Below are 16,251 nucleotides of genomic sequence, written 5' to 3' on the forward strand. Positions count from 1 at the left end.
GCCTTTGGCGACCTGCCGATCGAAGCTGCCGCGACGATATGACCTCATGCGGCGGGCTCGCCGCCGGCCCGCGCATGCGCGGCATAACGCGCCACGGCGGCATCGAGATCCGCGTCTCGATCGCCCGCCACCTGTACGGTCGGCACGGCGAATTCGATGCCGTTTTCCTTGAAGGCATTGCGAATCATCGCCAGCGCATTGCGGCGGATGACGAATTGCTCGCCGGGCTTCGTCATCATCGACAGCCGGATCTCGATCGCGAATTCACCGAATTGCTCGACGCCCTTCATTTTCAGCGTCTCGATGATATGCGGGCCGAATTCCGGGTTTTCGAGCAGCGTCTGACCGATCTGCTTGATCACTTTCTTCGCCTTGACGAGATCGGTGTCGTATTTGACGTTGAGGCTGATCTTGTCGATCGTCCAGTCGCGGTTGAGGTTTTTCACCGCGCCGAGTTCGCCGAAGGGCACCGTCGTCAGCGGCCCGCGGTGATGCCTGAGCTTCACCGAGCGCAGGCTGAAGGCCTCGACGACGCCCTTATGGCTGCCGCTTTCGATATATTCGCCGACGCGGAAGGCATCGTCCCAGAGATAGAACATGCCGCTGATGACATCCTTGACGATCGTCTGCGCCCCGAAGCCGACCGCGACGCCGACGACGCCGGCGCCCGCGATCAGCGGCCCGATTTCGATGCCGAGACCCGACAGCACCATCAGTACGGCGATGACCGCGATGACGACCGCGAGAATGTTGCGGAAGATCGGCAGCAGCGTCTGTATCCGCGCGCGTTTGGCCTTCTCCTCGTCCGTCGCGGTGCCATCCAGCGGTGAATCGAGCAGCTTGCCGTCGATATAGGCTTTGACCACATGCCAGAGCAGATCGGCCGCCAGCAGGATGACGACGCCGCCGATGACGCCGCGCGCGATCTTGTCGGCCATCCTATCGCCGGCGGCCATCGTGTCGGCGCCGACGCCGAGCATCCGCCCGAGCCAGATGGCGGCAAAGCCGATGATCAGCGCCCGCACGCCGCGGTCGAGCAACACGGTCGCAATGCGGCGCGTGGCAAGGAAGCTCGCTTCGGTCTGCCGGAGCGATTTCACCGCAAGCGTCGAAACCGCGAGCACGCGCGGCAGCAGCAGCGCATAAATGCCGAGCCAGAGCAGCCAGTTGAAGCCTGCGACCCAGATGCTCCACAGCAGCAGGAAATAGACGGTGAACGCCCACGAGATCCCGTGACCGCGCTCATCATCCTTGTGAGGCCGCGACCAGACCGCCTCGATTGCGATCAGCAGCAGCCCGATGCCGAGGAAATAGCCGATCAGGAGCCGGCCGCTCGGGGTATAGCCGAGCGGCTCCGTCGACTGGATCACCGCCCAGCCGAAAATGAAATAGATGACGAAGACCGCGCAGCGGCGATACCAGAAGAGCGCCACGGCGCGCCCGGGCATGGCCGGAGCGGTGACGCCCTGCCGTTCTTCCTCGGCCCGCGCCAGACCGATGAGATCGACCAGCACGCCGCCGAGGCAAATCGTGAAACGCTGGACGATCAGCGCAACGACGATGACGATCGCGATGCTCTGGCTGATCGGCGGCCAACTGAAGCTGAGAAGCGCAAACACCGTTGCCGCCGCGAAGATCAGCGCCGGGATGACGCGCGGCGCCAGATGCATGCCCGCCATCTGGGACAACCGACGGCGACGGCGGCGAAAGGCATAGCGGGCAATGCTTTCGACGATGCCGCCGAAGAGGAGGATCGCCAGGAACTGTGCCGCCATGCGCGGCCAGCCGGTGGCCGCGATTTCGCCGAAGAACAAAGAGGATGCATTGCCGATCTGCGAGGGCAACGTCATCGCCGCATCGGAAACCATCGAGACGTGCCGGCGGGCATGCTGCAGCAGACCGGACAGGACCGACATCTGATTTTCAGACGCGGCATTGGCCGCGGGTGTGGCTGCCATCTGCGTCGACATCCACTGCTTGACCTCGGGCGTCTGCATGAGCTGCATCATCTGACGCACCTCAGCCGGCGGGGCGGCCGCGGCCGGCGCTTGCGCCGGCGTTTGGCAGAAGCCGGGCGAAGCCGCAGAAAAAAGCGCAATGAATGCCAGTATGCCCGATATGGCGGCCGTCAAGCCTCCTGCCCTGCCACGCTTCATGACCGCCCTCCAATGAAGTGCCGGCGTGCACAAAGCCAGGCCGACATCTTGCAATGGATACCCGCGACTGTTGCCGCCAGCAAGCGGTAGGAAAACCATACCGATGGCTAGAGCATGTCGCGCAAAAGTGTGCGGCGGTTTGCGTTAACGACATGCGTAGAAACAAAGACCTAAAGCGCGAGGAGCGGATCTGAAAGATCGCGACGCGCTTTAGGAAAGAACGCCGTCGCCACCTACCCGAGCCGGGCCGTCAAGCCCGCCATTGCGGCGTGGCGACCGCATTCTGCTCCACGAAAGGAGACGCCCAGCCTTCAGGATTTGGGAGCCGGCTTTTCCACGTGACCGCCGAAGCCCGCACGCATCGCCGACAGCACCTTGTTGGCGAATTCGTCGTTATCGCGCGAGGAGAAGCGGCCGTAGAGCGCAGCACTCAGCACCGGCGTCGGCACGCTTTCGTCGATCGCCGCCATGATCGTCCAGCGGCCTTCGCCGCTGTCGGAGACGCGACCGGCATATTTCGACAGCGCCGGGTCGGCATGCAGCGCATCCGACGTGAGATCGAGCAGCCAGGAGGTGATGACGCTGCCGCGGCGCCAGACTTCTGCGACATCCTGCAGATTGAAGTCGTATTGGAAATGTTCGGGATGAGCGAGCGGCGCGGTTTCTGCATCGGCCGCATGCGAGACAGCCCCTATATTGGCGTGTTTCAGGATGTTGAGGCCTTCGGCATAGGCGGCCATCAGGCCGTATTCGATGCCGTTATGCACCATCTTGACGAAATGGCCGGCGCCGTGCGGGCCGCAATGCAGGTATCCCTGCTCGGCGGTGCTCGCCGCAGCCGCTTCGGCGCTGCGGTTCGGCGAAGCTTCCGTCGTGCCGGCGCCGGGCGCCAGTGTCGCGAAGATCGGCGAAAGATGCTGGACGGTGCCCTTCTCGCCGCCGATCATCAGGCAATAGCCGCGCTCGAGGCCGAAGACGCCGCCGCTGGTGCCGACGTCGACATAATGAATGCCCTTGGTGATGAGTTCGGCGCCGCGGCGGATGTCGTCATGGTAATAGGAATTGCCGCCGTCGATGACGATATCGCCGTTCTGCAGCAGCGGCACCAGGCTCGCCAGCACCTTGTCGACGATCGCAGCCGGCAGCATCAGCCAGATCGCTCTGGGGTGGCTAAGCTTGGAGACGAACTCCTCGAGCGAGGCGCTGCCCGTCGCCCCAAGACCTGCAAGCTCGGCAACGCTTTCCGGCCTGGCGTCATAAACGACGCATTCGTGACCGCCCCGCATCAGCCGCTGGACCATGTAATTGCCCATGCGGCCCAAACCAACCATACCAAGCTGCATAATGAATCTCCTGGAAACCGAGATGAAGTATCGACTCCGGAAATTAGCATCCGCAGTGTGACAGGCAAGCGAAGTCTGGCGGTCCCGCCAGACCGGCCGCTCGTCAGGCATCCGGCGCGCTGGCCGGCTCGCCCTTCATTTCGCTGAGGAACATGCCCTCGCGCAGATTGATGCCGTATTCGACGAAGGCCTTCATGCTGCAAAGCATCTGCGTCCAGCCTTCGCAGTTGAGATAGGTGCCGCGCCGGCCGGCCTCATCCTCGCGCCAGCCGTTTTCGGCAATCGTCACCAGCGTGCCGCCGTCCTCCAGCGGCTTGAAGTTCATCTCGACAAGCGTCTTGTATGTCGTCTTGTCCTCAGCCGTGCCGCCGTCCCAGCGGAGCACGATGCGGCTTTCAGGCACCAGCTCGACCACTTCGACCGGCGCATCCTTCCACCATGTCACCGTCGTGCCCTGAACGAGCGGCGCGCTCGCCCCGCCGATCGTGGTGAAATAGCTGCTGAGCTTCTTCGGATTGACGACTGCATCGAACACCTCTGCGACGGGGCGGCCGATACGGCCGGAAACGCGGATTCCGAGAGACATGATACTTCTCCTCTTCTCCATTGTGCCTGACCTCATTATGTTATAAAAATATAACATGTCAAGCGAATCGAAAGACGACCCCGTTTTCAAGGCACTGGCGCATCATCGCCGCCGCGAAATCCTCGACCTCCTCAAGGACGCCCCCCGCACGACGGGCGCGCTCTGCGAGATGTTTCCCGGGATGGACCGCTGCACGGTGATGCAGCATCTGAAAGTGCTGGAGGAAGCCGAGCTGGTCGTCGCCAGGAAAGAAGGCCGCGAACGCTGGAACCACCTGAACAGCCTGCCGATCAAGCAAATCTATGATCGCTGGATCAGCGCCTATGCCGGCCACGCGCTATCGATCCTCGACCGGCTGAGAAACGATCTCGAAGGCCAGCCGGAATAAAGATCCGGCTGCCGGACCGACTTGCCTGCCGGCTCGCCGAAACCTTATCTGGCAGAAAACATGGGATGCAGCGCAGATGACGATATCAGGGGCAGACATTCGCCGCATGCGGCAGCTGCGCAGCATGAAGCAGCAGCATCTCGCCGAGCTCCTCGGCGTCAACCAGGCGACCGTTTCGCGCTGGGAGCGCGATCAGTTCCCCTTCTCGCCGGAGCAGGCCATCAGGCTGGAGCGGATTTTTGCCTCATCGCGACATGCCGCGGCCGATGTGGCGCTCAAGCGGCTGGTCGAGGATTCCATCCGGCCGGTGCACCTGATCTGCGACGTCACCCACCGGCTGCTGTCCGCCTCCCGCCCGCGCCAGGCGGAATGGCGCGCACCGCTTGCCGCCTTTCTCGGCCGCTCGCTTTTCTCCTACGCATCCGCTGAAATCGCCGCCGCCGAGCAGTCCCTGGAGGAGCGTGGCTGGCATGAGGGCAGACTCCTGTCGCTGACGTTCGAAACCGGCGCCAACGACAATGCATCGATGCCGATCGCAGCCGGCCGGGTGACATGGGAGCGGATCACCCTTTCCGACGGCAGCGCCGGCCGCCTCGTCACGACAATCGGCTGAGCCTGCAGCTTTCCTGCATTCCCATGCATAATTTATGCGTTGTCCCCAGACACCGGCCTTTATAGCGTCCACCGCCGAAGGGTCAGGAGAGGATGCGATGACGATACTGGTGACGGGAAGCGCGGGGCATCTCGGCGAGGCGCTGATGCGCACCTTGAGAGCGCAGAGCCGGTGGGCGCGCGGCATCGACATCAAGCCCTCGGCCTTTACCGACAGGATCGGATCGATCGGCGACCGCGACTTCGTCAGGCAGGCCATGTCAGGCATCAGCCACGTCATCCATGCCGCGACGCTGCACAAGCCGCATGTGGCGACGCACGGCAATCGCGATTTCCTCGACACCAATGTCGGCGGCACGCTGAACCTGCTCGAAGAGGCCGCCGCCGGCGTTTCAAGCTTCGTCTTCACCAGCACCACCAGCGCCTTTGGCGCCGCATTGACGCCGGCAGAAGGCGCACCTGCAGCATGGATCACCGAAGACGTGCCCCCTGTAGCAAGAAACATCTACGGCGTGACGAAACTCGCCGCCGAAGGCGTCTGCGAACTCTTCGCCCGCAAATCCCGTCTGCCCGTCGTCATCCTCAGGACGTCGCGTTTCTTTCCCGAAAGCGATGACGATCCCGGCATCCGCAATAGATATTCGGCGGAAAATGCGCAGGGCAACGAGCTGCTTCATCGCCGCGTCGATATCAGCGATGTGGTCGGCGCCCATTTGCTCGCGCTCGAAAGGGCGCCGGCCATCGGCTTCGGCCGCTACATCGTCTCGGCCACGACGCCCTTTTCGTCAGGCGATCTCGCAGCACTCCGGCAACACGCGCCCGCTGTCGTCGAACGGCTCTTTCCGGATGCCGGCGCCCTCTATGCCGAACGCGGCTGGAAGATGTTCCCCACGCTCGATCGCGTCTATGTCAACGAACGCGCAAGGCGCGAACTTGGCTGGCAGCCGCGATATGATTTCCGCTTCCTGCTCGATTGCCTGCGTGAGAACCGTGAATGGAGAAGTCCGCTGGCACTCGACGTCGGTTCCAAGGGTTATCACGAGGAAGTCTTCACCGAAGGACCTTATCCGGTCGACCAGCATCAATAGATCTGTGAGGGATGGGAGAAACCAAATCCAAGACACGCGAGATTGCTTCCGCCCGTCCATCGGCGTCTTCGTTGGCTATATGAGGGAAAGGTGCGATCCACGACAGCCGATGGATGTTTACGATCCTGGGTGCCTACAAACGTAGGTGGGCGCCGTGTGTCCAGGCCCACGGGCCTGGCCAGGGACAGCTCCCTTTGGATCGAGTATGGCCCCAGGGATTGTGGTTCCTGTCGAGAGGCGCAGACCGCACGGCGATATATAAGGACGTTTGCGCTGACGCGCCAGTGGCGACGGCGGGCCACCTCTATTTATATTGAGATCAGTTGAGCTCGGGGGCGGAGCGGCCGTTCAGCTTGTCGGTGATCCCGCGGATGCGGCTCGAAACCTCACTGAGCGCCGCCGCGAGGTTTTCCTCGGTGCGGGCGGTCGCGGCAAGCACGGTATCGCGGTTGCTGCGCAACGACTCCAGCTCGGATTCCAGCCCGGCGATGCGGCGCGTCAGCTCGGAGATCTCGTCCATGATCATGATGCCGGCCATGACGGTGATCCTGAGATCGCCGATTTCGCCGAACTGGCTCTTGAGATGGCCGACATAGCGATCGAAGCGAGTGGCGAGATCGGTCAGGTGATCCTCCTGCCCTTCCTCGCAGGCCATGCGATAGGCCTTGCCGTCGATCGTTACCGTTACTTGCGCCATGCCACAATCTTTCTATCAGCGATCCAGAACCGCGCGGATCGTCTCCATGGCCGTCACCAGCCGCCGCGACACTTCGCGATTGACCTCTTCCAGCCGGTTGGCGCGGAATTCGGCCTGGTCGAGCTCCTGCGCCAGCCGGGAGCGGTCGGCATGCACACGGCGAACCTCGCCTTCGATCTCGCCCTGCTCCCGCTCCCGCTCGACGCGCATGTCGACGGCGTTCTCAAGGCTCGAAATCGCCTGCCTCAGCTCATTGAGCGCTGCTTCCATGGTTTTGCCTGTGGGCGTCATGCCTTCCGCTTCCCGTGCAGGACCCGCGAATCGACACCGAAAGCCGATCCTGTGATTTCAAAAGGATATGCAGCTCGCCAACGGCCCGTCAATAAATCCTGTCACCTGCCGGCCGGCCTATCTTGTGGATGAGCGCTTTCCCGCTGTCCACCGCGCAAGATTTGTCATTTGTACAATCGCGCGATCAAATGTCAAAAAATGCCGCAGCGCACCCGGATTCGGCCTGCCATTTATTGACTTGCCCGTCTTAACTGGTATGTCTCAGCCGCTTTCATCGATGGCCTTGGAGGCTCGAGGCCATCCCCCGACACCCCGGAGCTTGCGGAAAAGCCATGACCTCTCCCGAACAACACGACCGGATGGCGAATGCGATCCGTTTTCTCGCCATGGACGCCGTTGAAAAGGCGAATTCCGGCCACCCGGGCATGCCGATGGGCATGGCTGACGTGGCAACGGTCCTGTTCACCAAATATCTGAAGTTCGATCCGAAGAAGCCGCACTGGCCGAACCGCGACCGCTTCGTGCTCTCCGCCGGCCACGGCTCGATGCTGCTCTATTCGCTGCTCTATTTGACCGGCTATCCCGACATGACCGTCGAGGATCTGAAGCAGTTCCGCCAGATCGGCTCCAAGACCGCCGGCCATCCGGAATACGGTCATGCCACAGGCATCGAAACCACCACCGGCCCGCTCGGCCAGGGTATCGCCAATGCCGTCGGCATGGCGATCGCCGAGCGCAAGCTGCGCGAGGAGTTCGGGTCTGACCTGCAGGACCACTACACCTACGTCATCAACGGCGACGGCTGCCTGATGGAAGGCATCAGCCATGAGGCGATCGCGCTTGCCGGCCACCTGAAGCTGAACAAGCTGATCCTCTTCTGGGACAACAACTCGATCACCATCGACGGCGCCGTCTCGCTGTCGGATTCGACCGACCAGATCGCCCGCTTCAAGGCCGTTCACTGGAACACGATCGAGATCGACGGTCACGATCAGGCCGCCATCGCCGCCGCGATCGAAGAGGCCCACAAGTCCGACCGCCCGACCTTTATCGCCTGCAAGACGGTCATCGGCTTCGGCGCCCCCAACAAGCAGGGCACCCACAAGGTTCACGGCAATCCGCTCGGCGCCGACGAAATCGCCGCCACCCGCAAGGCGCTGAACTGGGAATACGAACCCTTCGTCATCCCGTCTGACGTTCTCGACAGCTGGCGTGCGGCCGGCACCCGCTCGGTCGACCTCGTCAAGGCCTGGGAAGACGGCCTCGCCAAGGCTCCTGCCAAAGCCGAGTTCACCCGCCGCATGGCAGGCGAACTGCCTGATGGTTTCGACGCCGCGATCAGCGCATATAAGAAGAAACTCGCCGAGACCAGGCCGACGCTTGCGACCCGCAAGGCATCCGAAGACGCGCTGGAGATCATCAACGGCTTCCTGCCGGAAACGCTCGGCGGCTCCGCTGACCTGACGCCCTCGAACAACACCAAGACCAGCCAGATGCACTCGATTACGCCGACGGATTTCGCCGGCCGTTATGTGCACTGGGGCATCCGCGAGCACGGCATGGCTTCGGCCATGAACGGCATTGCGCTGCATGGCGGCCTCATTCCCTATAGCGGCGGCTTCCTGATCTTCTCGGATTATTGCCGCCCGCCGATCCGCCTCGCCGCGCTGATGGGCATCCGCGTCATCCACGTCCTGACGCACGACTCGATCGGCGTCGGCGAAGACGGCCCGACGCACCAGCCGGTCGAACAGCTTGCCGGCCTGCGCGCTATTCCCAACCTGCTGGTCTTCCGTCCGGCCGACGCCACGGAAACGGCGGAATGCTGGCAGATCGCCATCAAGACGCACAACCGTCCGTCGGGCCTTGCCCTGACGCGCCAGAACCTCAGCCCGGCCCGCACCGAATACAGCGAAAAGAACCTCTGCGAACAGGGTGCTTATACGCTCGCCGGCAATGCCGACGCCAAGGTGACGATCTTCGCCTCCGGCTCCGAAGTCGAAATCGCCGTTGCCGCCCGCGCAGCGCTCGAAGCCAAGGGTGTGACGGTCCGCGTCGTATCGGTTCCCTGCACGGAACTGTTCTTCGAACAGCCGGAAGCCTATCGCAAGCAGGTGCTCGGCAACTCCCCGGTCAAGATCGCCGTCGAAGCCGCCGTCCGCGAAGGCTGGGATGCCTTCATCGGGCCGGAAGGCACGTTCATCGGCATGAAGGGCTTCGGCGCTTCCGGTCCGGTGAAGGACGTTTACAAGCATTTCGGCATCACCGCCGACGCTGTCGTTGCGGCCGCGGAAGCAAAGCTTTAATGAGAGCGCCTTGAGGCGCTCTCCATCTCCTCAATTCCAGGCCGCCCGGCCTATCGGGCGCTATTCTATCGGGAGTGAATGAACATGACAGTCAAGGTTGCCATCAATGGTTTCGGCCGCATCGGCCGTAACGTCCTCCGCGCTATCGTCGAATCCGGCCGCACCGACATCGAAGTCGTCGCCATCAACGACCTCGGCCCGGTCGAGACCAACGCCCATCTGCTGCGTTACGACTCGATCCACGGCAAGTTCCCGGCCGAAGTGAAGGTCGAAGGCGACACGATCATCGTCGGCGGCGGCAAGCCGATCAAGGTCACGGCGATCAAGGATCCGGCAACGCTTCCGCACCGCGAGCTCGGCGTCGACATCGCCATGGAATGCACCGGCATCTTCACCGCCCGCGACAAGGCCGCCGCCCACCTGACGGCCGGCGCCAAGCGCGTCATCGTCTCGGCTCCCGCCGACGGCGCCGACCTGACGGTCGTTTTCGGCGTCAACCATGACCAGCTCACCAAGGAGCACACGGTCATCTCCAACGCCTCCTGCACCACCAACTGCCTGGTGCCGGTCGTGAAGGTTCTCGACGACGCCGTCGGCATCGACCACGGCTTCATGACGACGATCCACTCCTACACCGGCGACCAGCCGACGCTCGACACGATGCACAAGGACCTGTATCGCGCCCGCGCTGCCTCTCTCTCCATGATCCCGACCTCGACGGGCGCCGCCAAGGCCGTTGGCCTCGTGCTGCCGCACCTCAAGGGCAAGCTCGACGGCACCTCGATCCGCGTTCCCACCCCGAACGTCTCGGTCGTCGACTTCAAGTTCGTCGCCAAGAAGGCGACCACGGTCGGCGAAATCAACGAGGCCATCAAGGCTGCCGCCAACGGCAAGCTGAAGGGCATTCTCGGCTACACCGACGAGCCGCTCGTCTCCCGCGACTTCAACCATGACAGCCATTCGTCGATCTTCGCAACCGATCAGACGAAGGTCATGGAAGGCAACTTCGTGCGCATCCTCACCTGGTACGACAACGAGTGGGGCTTCTCCAGCCGCATGTCCGACACGGCCGTGGCCTTCGCCAAGCTCATCTGAGCGGCAGATCACTGAAAATCATGGACGGCCCGGGAAACCGGGCCGTTTTGTTATAGGCGTCTGAAGCCGGTCGTGGCATTGTTGACAACCCGGAGCCGCCGTCGCACCCGGGGAGATAAAGAGGGATGGATGGATTACTTCACCGTTGAAATCGCCGGCCGCGCCGTCGCCAGCTTCCGTTCGAAAAACCATGAGGAAGCCACGCATTTCTTCGAAGCGGAAGATTTTCGCGACGACCTGACCATCCTGGAGTCCGAGGGCAAACCGCTCTGGGACCGCAAGGCGACGCTCAGCCTGCGCAAGGCAACCGCCGAGGAAGCCAGCGAAGTCGAGCACGCCTATGAATTCGACGACGATCCGGAAAGGACCATCGACGACGAGTTCGTCGTCTTCCTGGTCCCGGTCGAAGACCTGACCGACGGGAGCGAAGACACCGAAGACTGACAGTCGATCTGCATCGATCTTCCGGTACGCCGGCCAAGCGTGATAGACTGAGAAATGCATAGCGCTGCAAAATGGCTGAGATGATCCAAGTGGAGGCGATCGATGGCAGAGGCGCAAAAACGCTTGTCCCAGACCACCCTGAAGCGGCGGCAGCGGTTTCACCCCAAGCGGGACGTCAAACCTGCCGTGTTGGCGAAGGCCAATCGTCTGGTCGTCTCGGTCGCCGCGTTCATCGGTCTCTCATTTCTCGCCGTCATCATACTTCAGGCGGTCTTCTGACGGGCCGCATGGAGGAATGTGCCTGTCCTGCCGCGCTTGGCGGATACCGCCAGGAAAAATCGAAGCTTCCCGCATTTCGCCCTGCTCTTGCCTGATTCTCTTATACATTCTTTGTAGAGAGTTTCTCCCGTAGCATTTCCATGTCGGTGGCCGTCCGGCAGCCGTTCAGCAGCATGATGCAGCACGAGACGAGGTTAAGCCGCAAGGCCTACCCTTCTCTGCCGTTTTGCCGTTTACTGGTGGATCGACGCGCGCGGCGGAGGGGTTGAGACGGACGGATCGGTCGGGGGTGACCGCATCCGCGAAGCAGTCGATGGAAAGGGGTGGGCATGGAAGCGTTCTATATCGTGGTGCTGGTCGCGACGGCGCTCGTGCTTCTTGCCGCTTTTTCCAGCCTGCTAGCCTTCCGTTTCGGCGCTCCGCTGCTGCTGCTTTTCCTGATGATCGGCCTTGCCGCCGGCGTCGACGGCCTCGGCATCGAATTCAGCAACAATTACCTCGCCTATATTCTCGGCTCGATCGCGCTTGCCGTCATCCTGTTCGATTCCGGCTTCGGCACGCCGATGCAGGCCTTCCGGCTCGCGGCCGTGCCCTCTCTCACCCTCGCCTCGGTCGGCGTGCTGATCACCGCCTCGCTCTTTGCCGTCGCCGCCATGTGGCTGCTGAACTTCACCTGGCTGGAAGGCCTGCTGCTCGGCTCGATCGTCGCATCTACGGATGCCGCCGCCGTCTTCTTCCTGCTGCGCATCGGCGGCATCAACATCCGTGACAAGGTGCGCTCGACGCTGGAAGTCGAATCCGGCACCAACGACCCGATGGCGATCTTCCTTACCATCGCCCTTGTCGAAGTGCTGGCGAGCGGCGAGCGCTATTCCGGCATCAATATCGGCATGCTCGCCATGTTCATCCAGCAGATGGGACTCGGCGTCATCCTCGGCCTGCTCGGCGGCATGATGATCGTGCTGATCGTCAGCAAGCTCGATACCGATCGCGGCCTGACCCCGATCTTCGTGCTGGCGCTCGCTCTGCTCGTCTTCTCCTTCGCCGGCACGGTCGGCGGCAGCGGCTTCCTCGCGGTCTACGTCGCCGGCATCTACGCCGGAAATCGCAAGATGCAGGCGATCGGCACCATCAAGCGCTTCCAGGACGGCATGACGTGGCTGGCGCAGATCATCATGTTCCTGGTGCTCGGCCTGCTCGCCACGCCCTCGCAGTTCCCCGTCATCATCGTGCCGGCCATCCTGCTCGCCCTCTTCCTGATCTTCGTCGCCCGGCCGCTGGCCGTCTGGCTGTCGCTGCTTCCTTTCGACTACACGCAGCAGGAAATCGGCTTCGTCGCCTGGGTCGGCCTGCGCGGCGCCGTCTCCATTCTGCTGGCGATCATGCCGATTCTCGGCAAGCTGGAAAACGGCCAGATCTATTTCAACACCGCCTTCATCATCGTGCTGGTCTCCCTGCTCGTCCAGGGCTGGACGATCAAACCGGTCGCCAAGAAGCTCGGCCTGATCATCCCGCCGCGCATCGGCGCCGTCGACAAGGTCGAGGTCGACCTGCCGGGTGCGGCCAACCACGAACTGCTCTCCTACCGCGTCATCAAGGACAGCCCGGTGCTGCGCGGCGAGCGCATTCCGCGCTGGGCGACACCCTCGCTCGTCATCCGCGACGGCAAGTCGATGCGCTACCAATATGCCGGGCGGCTGCGCGAAAACGATCTCGTCTATCTCTTCATCGTGCCGAGCTATTCCCGCCTGCTCGACCGCCTCTTTGCAAGCCGCGCGCCGGTTGATGAGGACGATGCCGAATTCTTCGGGGCCTTCGCGCTCTCGCCCGCCCGCCCCGCCGCCGATCTCGATGCCGCCTATGGGCCCGGCCTGCTCAACGAATCCGAAAAGGGGCTGACGATTGCCGAACTGATGCGGCAGCGCCTCGGCGGCAAGGCCGATTATGCCGACCGCGTCCGCCTTGGCTCGATCATCCTGATCGTCCGCGATCTCGACGAGCACGACCACATCACTTCCGTCGGCATGTCGCTGGAAGCGGTCGAACCGGCGATCACGCTGCCGATCTTCATCAATCTCAAGGACATCATCCAGCGCATCCGCGACCGGCTGAACGGACGCCGAAACCGGGAAGCCGCAGCCGCCGAAATCGCGCCGAAAGCATCGGCCGGACGCGACGAAGCCAAGCGCGAAAACGGCCGTTGAACGCCTTGCGTCTCGAATGATCCTTGCTATGGTCTGCGCGACTTCCGCCAACCAAGACTGGATCTTCCCCATGCCTTCTTTCAAGACCCTCGACGATCTTTCCGATATCAGCGGCAAGCGCGTTCTCGTCCGCGTCGACCTCAACGTCCCGGTCAAGGACGGGAAGGTCACCGATACGACCCGCATCGAGCGTGTGGCGCCGACGATCCTCGAACTGTCGAACAAGGGCGCAAAGGTGATCCTGCTTGCCCATTTCGGCCGGCCGAAGGATGGCCCGTCGCCGGATCTGTCACTGTCGCTGATCGCTCCTTCCGTCGAGGAAGTGCTCGATCATGCCGTGCTGACGGCATCCGACTGCATCGGCGAGGCCGCCGCCTCCGCCGTCGCCGCGATGAATGACGGCGATATCCTGCTCCTGGAAAACACCCGCTTCCACAAAGGCGAGGAAAAGAACGATCCCGATTTCATCAAGGCGCTCGCCGCCAACGGCGATATCTACGTCAACGACGCCTTCTCCGCCGCCCACCGCGCCCACGCTTCCACCGAGGGGCTTGCCCATCACATGCCGGCCCATGCCGGCCGCACCATGCAGGCCGAGCTGGAAGCGCTGGAAAAGGGTCTCGGCGCTCCCGCTCGCCCCGTCGTCGCCATCGTCGGCGGCGCCAAGGTCTCGACCAAGATCGATCTCTTGATGAACCTCGTGAAGAAGGTCGATGCGCTCGTCATCGGCGGCGGCATGGCCAACACCTTCATCGCCGCCCGCGGCACCAATGTCGGCAAGTCCCTTTGCGAGCATGATCTTGCCGATACCGCCAAGCAGATCATGATCGAGGCCGCGACATCAGGCTGCGCCATCATCCTGCCGGAAGACGGCGTCGTCGCGCGCGAATTCAAGGCAGGCGCGGCCAACGAAACGGTCGACATCAACGCCATTCCGGCCGATGCCATGGTGCTCGACGTCGGCCCGAAATCCGTCCAGGCCATCAATGCCTGGATCGAGCGCGCTTCGACCCTCGTCTGGAACGGTCCGCTCGGCGCCTTCGAGATCGAGCCCTTCGATGCCGCAACCGTCGCTGCCGCAAAATACGCCGCCGAGCGCACGGCCGCCGGCAAGCTCACTTCCGTTGCCGGCGGCGGCGATACCGTCTCGGCGCTCAACCATGCCGGCGTTGCCGACGAGTTCAGCTATGTCTCCACCGCCGGCGGCGCTTTCCTGGAATGGATGGAAGGCAAGGAGCTTCCCGGCGTCGCGGTCCTCAACGCCAGCAAATAACTGCCAAGCCTGATTTGACAGGTTTTACATGTGGATAGACCGCGGCGGCCAGCAGCCTTCCGCGGTCTTTTGCTCAAGGCGCGGAAAAATTCCCATTTTTTCAAACGATTGAATTGATTTCAATCGTTTCAGTGACTTAGGCTTCCATTTTCCTCTCTATAAACTTCTGTTATCGCCGTCCTATATTCTTAAACCGCCGATGTTTCATGCAGTGGAGAGAACGAGATGAGCGAACGACTGGAAGATATTGCAGTGCAGATGGTTGCAGGCGGCCGGGGACTGCTTGCTGCCGATGAATCGACCTCCACCATCAAGAAGCGTTTCGACACGATCAATCTCGAATCGACCGAAACCAGCCGCCGCGATTACCGCGAGATGCTCTTCCGCTCCGACGAGGCGATGAAGAAATATATCTCCGGCGTCATCCTCTTCGAAGAGACGCTGTTCCAGAAGGCTGCCGATGGCACGCCCTTCGTCGACATCATCCGCGCCGCCGGTTCCATTCCCGGCATCAAGGTCGATACCGGCGCCAAGCCGATGGCTAATTTCCCCGGCGAAACCATCACCGAAGGCCTCGATGGCCTCGGCGAGCGCCTTGCCCGCTATTATGAAGCCGGCGCCCGCTTCGCCAAGTGGCGCGGCGTCATCGCCATCTCCTCGTCGCTGCCGACCCGCGGTTCGGTCCGCGCCAACGCTCAGGCGCTTGCCCGCTATGCGGCTCTTTGCCAGCAAGCCAAGATCGTTCCGATCGTCGAGCCGGAATGCCTGATGGATGGCAAGCCGGGCGACCATGATATCGACCGTTGCGCCGAAGTCACCGAATCCACGCTGCGCATCGTATTCGAGGAACTGGCCGATGCCCGCGTCAGCCTCGAAGGCATGATCCTGAAGCCGAACATGGTCATCGACGGCAAGAACGCCCGCAAGGCTTCGGTCGCCGAAGTCGCCGAACGCACCGTGCTGGTGCTGAAGCGCACGGTTCCGTCCGCCGTTCCCGGCATCGCCTTCCTCTCCGGCGGCCAGTCGACCGAAGAGGCGAGCGCACACCTTTCGGCCATCAACGCCACGGCCGACCTGCCCTGGTTCGTCACCTTCTCCTACGGCCGCGCCCTGCAGGACAGCGCGCTCAAGGCCTGGAACGGCAAGCCGGAAAACGTCGCCGCCGGCCAGCGCGAATTCACCCACCGCGCCGAGATGAACAGCCTCGCCGCCAAGGGCAGCTGGAAGAAGGACCTGGAAAAGGCAGCCTGAGTTTTTGCATCTGGGATTCGGGCGGGGCGGCAACCACAACGTTGCTGCTCCTGCCCAATCCCCTCGCCTCCCTCATTCCTGTGCTTGTCACAGGAATCCAGTGCGCCCAAGTCTTTGGGCGCGGAAGACTCTTTCCCTTGAGATATTGATTCATTCACGGCGCAGACGCGCCGTGGCTGGATTCCTGTGACGAGCACAGGAATGAGGGAGTTCGGAGAGGCCTCGCACTCCCCATCCG

Annotated in this window: 15 protein-coding genes and 1 other RNA gene; 10 read left to right on the forward strand and 6 right to left on the reverse strand. The window is 62.6% G+C overall.

What is annotated here, in order from left to right; translation table 11 throughout:
• Positions 1–44: 44 nt before the first annotated feature.
• The 3 genes from ATY78_RS13285 to ATY78_RS13295 all read right to left on the reverse strand — a co-directional run bounded on the left by ATY78_RS13285 (position 45) and on the right by ATY78_RS13295 (position 4,085).
• Complete coding sequence (locus ATY78_RS13285) at positions 45–2,156, reverse strand: mechanosensitive ion channel family protein (protein ID WP_088682806.1); 2,112 nt, start codon at positions 2,154–2,156, stop codon at positions 45–47.
• 311 nt (positions 2,157–2,467) lie between these two features.
• Entirely contained in the window at positions 2,468–3,499 is a 1,032-nt protein-coding gene (gene gnd / locus ATY78_RS13290) for a phosphogluconate dehydrogenase (NAD(+)-dependent, decarboxylating) (protein WP_088682807.1), read from the reverse strand.
• Between the two features lie 103 nt (positions 3,500–3,602).
• Entirely contained in the window at positions 3,603–4,085 is a 483-nt protein-coding gene (locus ATY78_RS13295; protein WP_088682808.1) for an SRPBCC domain-containing protein, read from the reverse strand.
• 55 nt (positions 4,086–4,140) lie between these two features.
• On the opposite strand from ATY78_RS13295, the gene ATY78_RS13300 reads away from it, so the two are divergent.
• The 3 genes from ATY78_RS13300 to ATY78_RS13310 all read left to right on the forward strand — a co-directional run bounded on the left by ATY78_RS13300 (position 4,141) and on the right by ATY78_RS13310 (position 6,173).
• Positions 4,141–4,473, forward strand: coding sequence for a metalloregulator ArsR/SmtB family transcription factor (locus ATY78_RS13300; RefSeq protein WP_088682809.1), 333 nt, complete (start codon positions 4,141–4,143; stop codon positions 4,471–4,473).
• A gap of 76 nt (positions 4,474–4,549) precedes the next feature.
• Positions 4,550–5,086 (forward strand): helix-turn-helix transcriptional regulator, encoded by a 537-nt coding sequence (locus ATY78_RS13305; RefSeq protein ID WP_088682810.1) that lies wholly within the window; start codon positions 4,550–4,552, stop codon positions 5,084–5,086.
• A gap of 97 nt (positions 5,087–5,183) precedes the next feature.
• A complete protein-coding gene (locus ATY78_RS13310; RefSeq protein ID WP_088682811.1) occupies positions 5,184–6,173 on the forward strand; it encodes an NAD(P)-dependent oxidoreductase in 990 nt (329 codons plus the stop codon).
• A gap of 90 nt (positions 6,174–6,263) precedes the next feature.
• On the opposite strand, the gene ssrS is transcribed toward ATY78_RS13310, so the two are convergent.
• The 3 genes from ssrS to ATY78_RS13325 form a co-directional block, all read right to left on the reverse strand.
• Positions 6,264–6,422, reverse strand: a non-coding RNA gene (ssrS, locus tag ATY78_RS13315) — 6S RNA.
• Between the two features lie 70 nt (positions 6,423–6,492).
• A complete protein-coding gene (locus tag ATY78_RS13320) occupies positions 6,493–6,870 on the reverse strand; it encodes a cell division protein ZapA (RefSeq protein ID WP_088682812.1) in 378 nt (125 codons plus the stop codon).
• A 15-nt stretch (positions 6,871–6,885) separates the two neighbouring features.
• Positions 6,886–7,161 (reverse strand): DUF4164 domain-containing protein, encoded by a 276-nt coding sequence (locus ATY78_RS13325; protein ID WP_088682813.1) that lies wholly within the window; start codon positions 7,159–7,161, stop codon positions 6,886–6,888.
• 332 nt (positions 7,162–7,493) lie between these two features.
• Here ATY78_RS13325 and tkt point away from each other — a divergent pair, with 332 nt between their 5' ends.
• The 7 genes from tkt (at position 7,494) to ATY78_RS13355 (ending at position 16,013) form a co-directional block, all read left to right on the forward strand.
• Positions 7,494–9,467, forward strand: coding sequence for a transketolase (gene tkt, locus ATY78_RS13330; RefSeq protein ID WP_088682814.1), 1,974 nt, complete (start codon positions 7,494–7,496; stop codon positions 9,465–9,467).
• An 84-nt stretch (positions 9,468–9,551) separates the two neighbouring features.
• A complete protein-coding gene (gene gap, locus ATY78_RS13335) occupies positions 9,552–10,562 on the forward strand; it encodes a type I glyceraldehyde-3-phosphate dehydrogenase (protein WP_088682835.1) in 1,011 nt (336 codons plus the stop codon).
• Between the two features lie 129 nt (positions 10,563–10,691).
• A complete protein-coding gene (locus tag ATY78_RS13340) occupies positions 10,692–11,006 on the forward strand; it encodes a hypothetical protein (RefSeq protein WP_088682815.1) in 315 nt (104 codons plus the stop codon).
• Between the two features lie 102 nt (positions 11,007–11,108).
• Entirely contained in the window at positions 11,109–11,285 is a 177-nt protein-coding gene (locus ATY78_RS28550; RefSeq protein WP_190237453.1) for a hypothetical protein, read from the forward strand.
• Positions 11,286–11,614: 329 nt separating this feature from the next.
• A complete protein-coding gene (locus tag ATY78_RS13345; protein ID WP_088682816.1) occupies positions 11,615–13,489 on the forward strand; it encodes a potassium/proton antiporter in 1,875 nt (624 codons plus the stop codon).
• A gap of 70 nt (positions 13,490–13,559) precedes the next feature.
• A complete protein-coding gene (locus ATY78_RS13350) occupies positions 13,560–14,762 on the forward strand; it encodes a phosphoglycerate kinase (RefSeq protein ID WP_190237454.1) in 1,203 nt (400 codons plus the stop codon).
• A gap of 225 nt (positions 14,763–14,987) precedes the next feature.
• Positions 14,988–16,013: a class I fructose-bisphosphate aldolase gene (locus ATY78_RS13355; protein ID WP_088682818.1), complete on the forward strand. Its 1,026-nt coding sequence runs from the start codon at positions 14,988–14,990 to the stop codon at positions 16,011–16,013.
• Positions 16,014–16,251 lie beyond the last annotated feature (238 nt).

It is taken from the genome of Rhizobium sp. R635 (assembly GCF_002211285.1).
Lineage (GTDB): Bacteria > Pseudomonadota > Alphaproteobacteria > Rhizobiales > Rhizobiaceae > Rhizobium.